An 11,928-nucleotide genomic window follows, 5' to 3' on the forward strand; every position below is an offset into this window, starting at 1 on the left:
AGTCAGTTTCAAAATTGAACTACTTATTTTTAAAAAACTGGTGTCAACTTCCTAATTGAAGCGAATTTTTCAACTCAAAAATATAAGTTTACTTCAAAATTTAAAAATATTAAAAAATGAAAACTTTATACTTACTATCGTGTTGTCTAATAACATTACTTTCAAGTGATATTCAAAAAAAATCATCGAATTTAGATGTAAACGTATTAGTTGGAAAGTGGAAATTAGATATGAGTCCACAAGATAAAACAGATGACAATTTTGCGTTCATGGAGATAACAAAAGCAACCGATAATTCATTTGAAGGTTATTTTTATCGTGAAGGTGTTAATATCAAAAATGCAAATATCAACACACAATTAGGGATTATTTACGGTGCTTTAATTTCAGGTGATGGAACGGGAACTTATAATACTACTTTCTATTATGATGATGGTATTATACACGGCACCACTCACGCACTAAACAGAAACTTTTTATCTGTTTGGACAGCAACCAAAAGCAATTAAATATAATGAGAATTAACCTATTAGCAATTGCAATATGTATCGTGTTTGGCTGTACATCTGCACAAAACACACTACAGGAATTTGTTCCATCCTTTTCAGTTTCCAAGAAAACAACTCATAAAATTTCAAAAGAACAAGAATTTACTTTTGGTTATTTAGAAGTTCTGGAGAACAGAGACAAACCAAATGGTAAAACCATAAAATTACCTGTTTACATTTTTAAAAGTAGAAGTAAAAATCCAAAACCCGATCCAATTTTATACACTGTTGGCGGGCCAGGCTACACCTCTATGAGAGCATCTCAGTATATGGAATACTACAAATATCTTGACGATCGGGATTTCATTTTGTTTGAGCAGCGTGGCACTCAATATGCGAAACCAAGTTTAGATTGCCCAGAATGGTCAAGTGCAATTTACAAATCAAACCTACCAAGCTTCGATTCACAAAACTACGATTCAATTTTTGAAGAAGCCGCTACAAAATGTAAAGAAAAACTGGTAAAAAAAGGGATAGACCTCAATCGTTATAACACTAATGAAGTTGCTGCGGACATCGATGATCTGATCCAAGTTCTGAAAATAAAAGAGTACAATTTATTAACCATGTCTTACAGCACCAAAATAGGACAGGTTTTGCTGCGCGATTATCCTGAAAAAATTAGAAGCGTCGTCATGGATTCTCCACTGCCTTTGGAAGCGAGTTATGATGAAGAAAGTGTGCAAAACCTTTTGGAAGCAGTAAACAAATTACTTTCTGATTGTGCGTATGATCAAAAGTGCAACAGTGCTTTCCCTAATATAAAGAATCGATTTTTTGATTACCTGACAGAAAAGACCAAAAATCCGCTTAAAGTTGATGTGAAAAATCCAAATAATGGTAAAACCGAAACATTCTATCTAGATGGGTCAGATTTGATAACAGTTTTCTCTTCTTCATCAACTAACGATATTCCTACTGTTCCTTTTGAAATAAATAAGCTATTGAACAATGATTTGACATCCATAAAAGAGCAACTATCGTATCTATTCCAGAAACCTGGTATTGGTGCTGGTATTGGTATGCGACTATCTGTCTGGTGCGCAGAAGAATATCCATTCAACTCTCAAAATAAAATAGAAACAGAAACACTAAGGTATCCTCAAGTAATAGGATTATCACCAGCTGTTTATGATAAAGAGATTTGTAACATTTGGGGTGTCAAAAAAGTCTCTGATATTGAAAATCTGCCGGTAAAAAGTATTATTCCTGTATTACTAATAAATGGAGAATATGACGAACTAACGCCAGTAAAATGGGCCTCATTAATGAACAATAACTTAGAAAATAGTCATCATTTAATCTTTAGAGGCTGGAAACACGGTCCTACCGTAAATTGGAGCAATCCTTGTGCAATGCAAGCAGTGAACGATTTTTTTAACGATCCAAAACAGAAACCAAATCCTGTTTGTTTTAGACAAATAAAAAGTCCTGAGTTTAAAACTGAATAAATAACTTGAGACAATGTGTGTATTATTCATTATGCTAAGCGATTAATCTGAAGATTTTTTCTTACTTTTTAGGCTGGCAGAAATTGAAAAACCAAATAAAACGGAAAAAGAGAAATTGTAGAATTGTTGGAAGAATTAGATTCTTATAATAAGTGGAAACAGCATTTGGAAAACCTGATTGCTAAATTGAGTACGTACTAATGATACACTACAAACGATAAGAAAAACGCATTTTGCATTAAATTTTTTAAGGCTATTTGAATAAAAGAAATGAATAAAACTGAACAACCAATAATGCTTTTCAAAAAATGGTTTGATAAAGAGTTGAATTTGACTAAGGTTCAGATTCCAACAGCAGTCTGTTTATCAACTATTGGAATTGATAACTTTCCAAATGCCAGATTTGTTTCTTTTAAGGAAATAATAAATGACTCGTTCATTATAACTGGGCCATTAAACTCAAGAAAAGGCATAGAAATAAGCAAAAACCATAGAGTTGCATTGACTTTTTGGTGGACAGCGACTGAACGTCAAATTAGAATTCAAGGAACAGCAAGTAAAATTTCAGAAAAACTGGCAAAAAAATATTTTGACAGTAGAAATATAAATTCAAAAGCCGTTTCATCAATTTGTGAACAAGGTGAAGAAACTAATGATTTGGAGTTACTCAACAAAAAAGTACTAGACAAAATCACTGAGAACGAAAAAATAAGCAAACCGAGAAACTGGAGTGGATTTTCAATTAACCCTATACGAATTGAATTCATGGAATTTAGAGAAACAAGGTTTCACGATAGAAAACTTTTTGAATTTGAAAATGGTAGGTGGAATATGAAACAAATACAGCCCTGAGATGAAAAGTCAGCCAACAAATAATACGTAACTATAATTATAACAGAGTTGATGATATACAAATTTACCTGAAATTGTTAAAGCCTCTATCAAATCGAAAAAGAGTAACTTTAGACTCATAAATAACCGTTACAACAGAACGTTAATACTAATTTACCCTTTTCTTGAATAAAGGCAACATAGTTTCAAATGTTACGTGTAAAAATGATAAAAAGAAAAGACAGCATATTACTATTTGAGTACCCATTGTTCACTATGGTGAATTTAGAAACTCCTGTAGAAGAAAACTTAAACATGCCTTCTGATGCTTGTGTAGCGTATATCATTGAAGGAGATAATCAGGTGTTTTCTGAATCTGAAAATATTATAGCCAAAACCGGTCATACCATTACCTCTTTATGTGGACTAACCTTGGGAAGTATGCTCTCTAATCAACCCATTGGCAATTTAAGTTCAATTATAGTGCATTTCAATAGGGAAGTTTTGAATAACGTTTTTGAAAATGAAAAACCTGAGCTTTGGGAAGAATTAGAAAAACCAATAACTCAATTTGTGGTGCAGTCTGCCGCTTCAGAACTTATAAGGCATTATTTTGATACGATTATAAAGTTTTTTGAAAATAAGGATGCGCTTACAGAGTCCATCCTTAAAATAAAATTGAAGGAGATTATTCTTTTTCTTCTTCAAACTGACAATTCAGATTATGTACGACAAATAATCAAGAGCTTGTTTTCAGAAAGAGCATTCTCTTTTAAAGAATTGGTAGAGGCTCATATTGAACAGACTGAATCTATAGAAAACCTTGCAATTGTCACCAACTGTTCTGTTTCTACCTTTAAGCGAAAGTTTAAGGAATCTTTCAATACAACTCCTGCCAAATATCGACTTGAAGTCAAATTAAAAAAAGTAGCCGATCTTCTTAAAACTACAGATAAATCAATAAGTAGTATTGGTTATGAATGTGGTTTTGAGTCTCCGGAACATCTTAGCCGTGCGTTTAAAAAGCAACATAAACTTTCTCCTTCTCAATATAGATTGAACTTTTTAGTCAAGTAATTGACTATTGGCGTCAAGGTTCTCTCTGCTCGTTTTGGCAATTTTGTTACATAAACAATTTAAAATTTAATTATGGAACAAATCACGCTCAGTTGGAAAAATGAAAGATATAAACTTTTCTCTTTATGGTTATTTATCATATTCAATATCATTTTTAGAGATATCCATCAAATGACTCTAAAATCGCATCTTGAAATGCTACTTACAGGCTACTACAATGGCATGGAAGTTACGGAAACAATTATGCTTTTGGGTGCTGTTATTGTCAATATCCCGATTAGTATGCTTTTGGTATCTCTTTTTACCAAACAGCATATCAATAAAAGAATCAACATAATAGCAGGTAGTCTTATGCCGTTAATCCTACTCACCACAACTCCAACAGATATGGACGATATTTTCCATCTAACGATAGAGATATTAGCACTTATATCAATTGTCACAACAAGCTTTAACTGGAAAAAGGATACAAAAATATAGTTATTATAAAACTTATATATAACATTCTGGGATTCTGAGTAGATAACATAACTGTATCTAAACTTCTTTACTACAGCAGTTTATATAGCACAAGTTATTAATAAAAACCAATGCTAGGAATAATATTCTCTATCATATATATTCTTTTCAACTATTGGAGCTTTGACCATACTGTTTATAGTTTGGTACTGTGACATATGGAAAAAAGAATAAATAACAGCGGTTCGGGTTTAAACTCGAACCGTTTCAATATTTAATTCAGTATCTCTCTCTCATAAAAGTAGTCGTACTGATTAAACTACTATTCCTATTGCATCATATTTTGTCACTTTAATAAAGACAGGGCTAAATTGACAGAAGCCATTAGTTCTTTTTTACTAGTTTGGATTTTAGCAACTACTAGAATACCATTATAGATTATATATAAAAAAGATGCTAATGACTGTAAATCTATGCATTCCTTTAATTGACCATTCTTATGGCCTTTTTTTAGATATTCGTAAAATAGATTTTCAAAATCACGCTTATTGTTTGACAAAACCTCTAGACAATTTTGATTATTAGGGATAAGTTCTGTCGTATTATTTACAGCAAAACAACCTTTTCTATCCTTATCGATTAAAGCTTCATTTACTGCTTTATTAAAAAGTTCAGAGAACCCTTCTTTAACATTTGACTGTTTTTGAAATAATTGACCAATCTTATCAATACTTTGCTTACGGTAAAGCGCAAAGGATTTTTTAAAAAGTTTTTCCTTATCCCCAAAAGTATCATACAAACTCGCTCTATTTATACCTAAATGAACAACCAAATCTTGTATAGATGTTGCTGAATATCCTTGCTTCCAAAATAAATTCATTGCTTTGGTTAGCACTTCATTTTCATCAAATAATTTTACTCTTGGCATAATAAAAAATATGGAAGCGTAAAAATACGCTTCCACAAAAATATCTTTTCGGAATTATCATTCCAAATATTTACAAAAAAATTAAGTCAAAAGTGGATTAATGTTAGTACCTCCATCTATGTTGTACTCACTTCCTGTTATAAAAGAAGCATCATCAGATGCTAAAAAAGAAACCAATTTAGCAATTTCTTCAGGTTTTCCATAACGTTTCAAAGGAATACGATTTTGCATAGCGTCACCAAGACCTTTCAATTGTTCTTCACCCAAACCCGTTTTTTCAAATATTGGTGTAGCAATCGGACCTGGATTTACAGAATTAATTCGAATTTTTCTTGGAGCTAATTCTGTGGCTGCAGTACGTGTATAGGAATTTAATGCAGCTTTTGTGGCAGCATAAACTGCCGTATTAGGCATTCCTGTGTACGCATTAATAGAGGATAGATTAATAATTGATGCACCATCATTTAAAATGGGAAGGAATTTTTCTGTCGTAAAAACCGCACCTTTAAAATTAATTGCAATCTGATTGTCAAACAATTCTTCGCTAATTTGACCTATTGGAGCAGGTTGGAAAACCCCTGCATTTACAAATAAAATGTCAACGTTTCCATAATCACTTTTCACCTGTTTAACCAAGTCTTCTATGGCATAAATATTCTTAACATCTGCTACAATACCTTTTACACCAAGTGCCTGTTCTGCTAATTTTACCTTTTCTGGATTTCTTCCTGTAATGATCACTTTTGCGCCTTGGTCTTTAAATTCCTTGGCAGATGCAAAACCAATACCACTATTACCGCCTGTAACTATGGCTATTTTGCCATTTAATTTAGTCATTCTTCAAATTTTTAAATTATTAATAATAACAGAACGTTCGTTCCGTTTTCAAATATAAAAATAACAGAACGAACATTCCAAAAAATATTATGTTAATTTCAAATAAAAAAGTACATCAATGAAGATGCCCTACATAATCACAGCAAGCAGTTAGAGTTTTAATCAAATAGTTTGTGTATTTTTATAACAGCTCAATACTTACAAAAAATAAAAATTAACGGCCAATATGTTATCTCTACATGATCTGTAGGATAGATAAGGAAAAATCTATATCCAAAATAAATAAGAATTAAATGGATCAATTTCTACAAAAATGGAGTGAAGCCGCTTATACCAGTTTAGGGTTTTTCTGGATGGCTACCTGGGCTTTTATTTTGGGTTATATTGTGAGCTCCCTAATACAGATTTTTGTTACTGAAAAACGGATGCAAAAAATTATGGGTGATAAAGATGGGAAAAGTGTTTTGCTGGGTACTTTTTTTGGCTTTATAAGTAGTTCCTGTAGTTTTTCCGCGCTAGCTACCTCAAAGTCACTATTTCAAAAAGGTGCTAGTTTCGTTTCATCTATTTCATTTTTACTGGCTTCGACTAATCTGGTTATTGAACTGGGTATTATAATTTCAATATTTTTAGGTTGGCAATTTGTTGTTGGTGAATATGTCGGCGGAATGCTACTCATTCTCATAAGCTGGTTTCTTATTCGAATCCTTAACCCACATAAACTCATAAAAAATGCTCGAAACAGATTGAATGAAATTGAACAAGAAAAGCAGCATACACATACACCATTAAGTGAAAAGTTGAAGTCAAATGAGAATTGGGCTAAAGTTGGAAAACAGTATGTTATGGAGTGGAAAATGGTATGGAAAGATATAACAGTAGGATTTACAATAGCAGGAATTGTAACCGTTTTTGTACCAAACTCATTCTTTCGAACACTATTCATTAATACAGGCAGTGGACAGGAATCTTTTGATTTTTTAACATTACTCGAACACGTCGTTGTAGGGCCTATAGCCGCATTTTTAACCTTTATTGGTTCGATGGGTAATATCCCCCTTGCTGCATTACTTTTAGGAAAAGGAGTTAGTTTTGCAGGAGTAATGGCATTTATATTTAGTGATCTTGTAATCTTCCCTGTTTTACGTATAAATGCTAAATATTACGGCTGGAGAATGTCTCTCTTTATACTGTTTTTATTATTTACCTCACTTATTGCCACTTCATTGTTGCTACACTATGGATTTGATTTACTAAACCTGATTCCTGAGGTAGCTTCAAAAAATATAACTGAAAAAGAACATTTTAAGATAGATTATACCTTCTTTCTAAATCTTGTACTCTTTGCTTTATCCGGAATTCTAGTCTACTTAGGTTTCTTTAAAGGAAAAAATGTAAAACATCATAAAGAGATGGCACCAAAAAGTCCAATACTTGAAAAAGTATTAAAATGGGCAGCTATTACGTGTTATTTATGGTTGTTAATAGGAATCATTTTGAAATATAAGTTTTAAGATTTCTGAGGATTGACCAAAATATAATCTATCAATAAAGCATAATATGTATTAAAATCATCTTTTATATAATTGTTATGTCCAAAAAAATGATAATTAAAATTAAACTATTAATAGTAATTATTCTATCTCTTGTCATATATTCTTGTAGTAGACAAAGAAGCAAGGATACATTACAAAATATAACTCCAGAAAAAGATTTGGAGCACATCCAATCAAATAAAAATAGTTTTAAAAACTCATCGCTATTTTTGGATTTTGATAATCAGATTGATCAAGTAGTAAGAACTATTTTTCAAGACAGTAAAAGAAATTTTTGGTTTGGAACTGAAAGTGGACTATTGAAATTTGATGGTAAATCATTGATTCAAATCAATAGCATTAAGAGTACATCAGGGAAAGGAGTAACAATAAAAGATATTGCAGAAAGTAAAGACGGTAAAATATGGTTTGCACATACAGGAGGTGTTAGTAGTATCGATGGAGAACTCGTTACAAATTATTACGAATCAGATGGTTTAATAAGCCACGATGTTTGGTGCATCACTTCCGATACTAAGGAGAATATTTGGTTTGGTACCATAGACGGAGTTTGTGTATTTGATGGAAGCCATTTTACATCTTTTGAAATTCCTGAAGGCAAAATAGATACAACTCGTGGGGTTTCCAGTACAAAGATAGTTCACGACATTATGGAAGATAATAACGGGAATATGTGGTTTAGCACTAATGCAGGTCTCTTTTCATATGCAAATAATAAGCTTATCAACATCTCTGCTAAAGCTGGTATTCAAACTAATTTCATCAATGAAGTATTTGAAGATAAACAAGGCGATTTGTGGGTTTCAACAAAAAAAGGATTATATAATCTAAGAGGAAATAAGACGAGTAATATAACTGAAGGTAGAATTAAAGATGGAAAAGGTATAGGAAGTATTGCGGAGGATAAAGATGGAAACATATGGTTTGTTTCCGATCAACATTTTTTATACACCTTCAATAGAGAAAAATTAATCGAATATCAAACGTCTAAAGAAAATAAAGGACCCACAATTTTCAAAATCTATAAAGATCAAGTAAATAGACTCTGGTTCGTTGGCTTTGGAGGTGCATATCGCTTAGAAAATGGAAAGTTTCTAAATATTACTAAGAATGGACCTTGGTAAATGGTATACGGTTGTAGAACAAAAAACGCACGTGGTAAGAACCTCTCAATTTGCAAGTAAGTTCTATGAAAAAATGGGATTTGCGCTTGTAAAAATTGAAAAAGACTTTTGGGTAGATGGTTTTGACTTATATTAAATGGAGCAGCTAAATAAAAGTTGATACAGAAAATTAACCAATCAAAAACTGTCCCTAATCTAATTATAGTGTTCAGATTTCAATTGTAATTAATTATTTTTAACCGCTGCATGGATCTTTACGAATAACGACAAGAAATAATATAAACCTTTATGATAAAGCCAATTTATTTCCAGATTCTTTTAATTATCTTATTTGGTTGTAATACTACTCCCCAAATAGAGCTTACCGCTAATAAATTACCCTTAAAAACGATAGATGCGCAAATCAACATAGTTTCAGTTCTTACCGGAAATGAAAATGTAGGTAATACCAAGTATTTCATAAACAGCAGAACAACCCAAAAAGAAAAGCTAATCGCAAGAGTGTATATTTCTGAGATTATCAAACAATTAAATTTAACTCCAGTAGAACATCATTACCAAGAACCAAATACAAATCCATTTATTGATTTATTAGTCAGTCCATTTAATGGAACGAACCTATTTACTATCGTACCTTCCGAAACAGGCTCTGACGAATACATAGTATTGGGAGCGCATTATGACACCGCTCGTAATTGTCCGGGAGCCAATGATAATGCGGCTGCCATTGCAGTACTTTATGGAGTTATAAAAAAGTTAACAGAGATCCCGTCCAGAAATAAAAATTTGATCATTGTGTTTTTTGATCAGGAAGAAGAAGATCTGGTTGGCAGCAGTGCATTTGCTAAATACTTAGCAAAAAACAATTTTAATGTGCATTCTGTACATACTTTTGATCAAATCGGGTGGGACAAAGATGGCGACAAAGCAGTAGAACTAGAACTACCAACCTTAGCAATAGAAGAATTGTACAAAATTCAGGCGGATCAATTGAATATTCCGATTCACATTACCAAAGTAAACTCTACAGATCATCAATCATTCAGGGACTTGGGATTTACCGCAGTCGGAATTACAGAAGAATATGCACATGGAGACACTTCACCATTTAAAGACACTAAAGAGGATACTTTTGACACAGTGAATTTTGAATATATAGCATCCACTACGCAACTTGTTTTTGAAGTCATACAACAATTAGTAACCGATAATTAATATGGAAGGCACCAAACTATATAAAAATAGTCGAATATATTTTATCATACTAGCATGGTCTTTATCCCTGTTTTTGTTTAAAGGTATTCAATATGCAATATTAGGTAGTTATGTACCATTAATACTATCCATCTCAATAATTCTCATTTTATATTTTATACGAAAAATAGAAAAACTCTTAAAACTAGTGCTAAAAACCTGGGCGATATTGCTTATTTGTTGGTCTCTCATTAGATTCCTTATCCTAATTACTGATACTTTTGGAAAAGAGTTAATGGAAAACCATCTACAAGAAAACTTGGGAGGTCTCGGAATACTAATTAGTGTGTTTATCTTATTTTTGGGATTTTTTCTCCTGAAGAAAACGCAAAGAGATAACTGGGTTTTAGAACAAACTAAAAAGAATGTTTTATAATATTAAAAAAACAACAGTGTTATTAAGAAAACCTACTCTTATTTCTGTTTTTAGTATCAAAGCCAACACTACAGAAGGTAATTACTCGCGGGAACTATTTGATAGGAAGATGTTATATTATCATAGCGATCACCAGAGTATAAAACAGCAGACGAAGACAATATATATGAAAACTTAGAAATTACTAGATTGTTTTCATCAATTACTTTTTTAAACCAATAACACATTTTGATGTATTTCAAAAACATATTTAAATTCAAGAATAATCTCCCAAGGTGCCGTAGTCTACTCTGCAAACTTGGTGATTCAAAAATCCTTGAAAATACCATATTGATATTTAATTACCCCTTTGAGCCTTCTACCGTTTATCCAACAAAACTAATTAAAGCTACAGAAATTAATACTATCTGTATTGATGTTGGTACCCTAAAAATTCACTTAAAAAACGATATTGTTTTAATGTCAGCCGACAAAAAAGAAGCGTTAAAAATATTTGCAGAAAGAAATAATATCCCTTTATCCGAATATTGTTGGAATTGGGATTGGATTCTGGAACCATATCTTGATACCGAATTTACAAAAGAAAACGATGCTTTGACTATGGATAGGCTTCTTCAAAACGGTTTCGAGGAAACAGAGGTTTATAACATTAGAAATGAAGTTAAAAAACAGATGCACAAGTATAACTTTGATACTATGCTATGGGAGTGGTGTAGCTTGTCTCTTTTTGATGTTTTATCGGCAATGCGTGCAAAATATAACCAAGAAAAATTTAGAAATTTTTATAAGCACGCAATCGAAATAGAAAAACGTACCAAAAAACTTGAAAAATGATAAAAAAAGTCATTTATAAACCAAGAGTTTCTCTGCACAAATACGACTTTAATTCGCGTTGAAAATTTACAAATTATTCCTTTCCCAAAATATCACGAATAATTTTCAAATGGTGTTTGGTATGTATTTGTAAAAAACGTTTAGTTTGTTTTTTATTCAGCTGGCCAAAAACAGGATGAAGGAAATTAACATTAGCACCTAAACTTGATAAATTAGACAAGTTTTTTCTTGCATTTTCTAATTGCGTTAATAAATCTTCCGTTTTAATCACTTTAGGCGGCAATACTGCTGCCGGAGACTTTGCACGACTTCTGGGAATGTAGTTAAAAGTAAATGAAAAAATACGTGCTATACTAAAATTTTTCTCATATAAAGAAGGATCAGAATTCTCAAGCACATTATGAATTTTATTAATAACCTTAAGACTATGATCCAGATGCCAAGCCACCGATACGCTGGACACCTTCATATTTAAATGGTCTCTAAACTGAATCAAATAAGCAATATCGTATAATTGGGTATCCATAAACACTTTCGTATCATCCTTATTATCTCCTTGTCCATACCCCAGAAAGTCAAGTTACAAATAACAAACAACGCTAAAAAACTGTTTTCATTGTATCCGCTCAAAATTTTAACTAAAAAAAACACCA

General features: G+C 31.9%; 13 protein-coding genes. 10 read left to right on the plus strand and 3 right to left on the minus strand.

The window, feature by feature from the left end:
• Positions 1-116: 116 nt before the first annotated feature.
• From ACWGOQ_RS11455 to ACWGOQ_RS11475, 5 genes are all read left to right on the plus strand, one after another.
• Positions 117-509: a hypothetical protein gene (locus ACWGOQ_RS11455; RefSeq protein WP_452058063.1), complete on the plus strand. Its 393-nt coding sequence runs from the start codon at positions 117-119 to the stop codon at positions 507-509.
• A 5-nt stretch (positions 510-514) separates the two neighbouring features.
• Positions 515-1,999: an alpha/beta fold hydrolase gene (locus ACWGOQ_RS11460; protein WP_452058062.1), complete on the plus strand. Its 1,485-nt coding sequence runs from the start codon at positions 515-517 to the stop codon at positions 1,997-1,999.
• Between the two features lie 270 nt (positions 2,000-2,269).
• The gene (locus ACWGOQ_RS11465; protein ID WP_452058061.1) at positions 2,270-2,851 is read left to right on the plus strand and encodes a pyridoxine/pyridoxamine 5'-phosphate oxidase; all 582 of its coding nucleotides are present in this window, start codon (positions 2,270-2,272) and stop codon (positions 2,849-2,851) included.
• A gap of 204 nt (positions 2,852-3,055) precedes the next feature.
• Complete coding sequence (locus ACWGOQ_RS11470; RefSeq protein WP_452058060.1) at positions 3,056-3,907, plus strand: helix-turn-helix domain-containing protein; 852 nt, start codon at positions 3,056-3,058, stop codon at positions 3,905-3,907.
• 72 nt (positions 3,908-3,979) lie between these two features.
• Positions 3,980-4,387, plus strand: a complete 408-nt coding sequence (locus tag ACWGOQ_RS11475; RefSeq protein ID WP_452058059.1) for a DUF6326 family protein — start codon at positions 3,980-3,982, stop codon at positions 4,385-4,387.
• 325 nt (positions 4,388-4,712) lie between these two features.
• Here the strand turns inward: ACWGOQ_RS11475 and ACWGOQ_RS11480 are convergent, their stop codons facing one another.
• Together ACWGOQ_RS11480 and ACWGOQ_RS11485 are read right to left on the minus strand one after the other, a co-directional pair.
• Entirely contained in the window at positions 4,713-5,294 is a 582-nt protein-coding gene (locus ACWGOQ_RS11480) for a TetR/AcrR family transcriptional regulator (RefSeq protein WP_452058058.1), read from the minus strand.
• A gap of 81 nt (positions 5,295-5,375) precedes the next feature.
• Complete coding sequence (locus ACWGOQ_RS11485; RefSeq protein WP_452058057.1) at positions 5,376-6,131, minus strand: SDR family oxidoreductase; 756 nt, start codon at positions 6,129-6,131, stop codon at positions 5,376-5,378.
• Between the two features lie 293 nt (positions 6,132-6,424).
• On the opposite strand from ACWGOQ_RS11485, the gene ACWGOQ_RS11490 reads away from it, so the two are divergent.
• The 5 genes from ACWGOQ_RS11490 to ACWGOQ_RS11510 all read left to right on the plus strand — a co-directional run bounded on the left by ACWGOQ_RS11490 (position 6,425) and on the right by ACWGOQ_RS11510 (position 11,275).
• The gene (locus tag ACWGOQ_RS11490) at positions 6,425-7,645 is read left to right on the plus strand and encodes a permease (protein ID WP_452058056.1); all 1,221 of its coding nucleotides are present in this window, start codon (positions 6,425-6,427) and stop codon (positions 7,643-7,645) included.
• Positions 7,646-7,734: 89 nt separating this feature from the next.
• Complete coding sequence (locus ACWGOQ_RS11495; protein ID WP_452058055.1) at positions 7,735-8,811, plus strand: ligand-binding sensor domain-containing protein; 1,077 nt, start codon at positions 7,735-7,737, stop codon at positions 8,809-8,811.
• A complete protein-coding gene (locus ACWGOQ_RS11500; protein ID WP_452058054.1) occupies positions 8,798-8,947 on the plus strand; it encodes a GNAT family protein in 150 nt (49 codons plus the stop codon). The genes ACWGOQ_RS11495 and ACWGOQ_RS11500 overlap by 14 nt, the downstream gene beginning before the upstream one ends.
• A 152-nt stretch (positions 8,948-9,099) precedes the next feature.
• Positions 9,100-10,026 (plus strand): M28 family metallopeptidase, encoded by a 927-nt coding sequence (locus ACWGOQ_RS11505; protein ID WP_452058053.1) that lies wholly within the window; start codon positions 9,100-9,102, stop codon positions 10,024-10,026.
• A gap of 745 nt (positions 10,027-10,771) precedes the next feature.
• Positions 10,772-11,275: a DUF7079 family protein gene (locus ACWGOQ_RS11510; RefSeq protein WP_452058052.1), complete on the plus strand. Its 504-nt coding sequence runs from the start codon at positions 10,772-10,774 to the stop codon at positions 11,273-11,275.
• Positions 11,276-11,348: 73 nt separating this feature from the next.
• Here the strand turns inward: ACWGOQ_RS11510 and ACWGOQ_RS11515 are convergent, their stop codons facing one another.
• Positions 11,349-11,801 carry a DUF1569 domain-containing protein gene (locus tag ACWGOQ_RS11515; RefSeq protein WP_452058051.1) on the minus strand — a complete coding sequence of 151 codons (453 nt, stop codon included), beginning with the start codon at positions 11,799-11,801 and terminating at the stop codon, positions 11,349-11,351.
• Positions 11,802-11,928 lie beyond the last annotated feature (127 nt).

This window comes from Aquimarina ulvae (assembly GCF_053613295.3).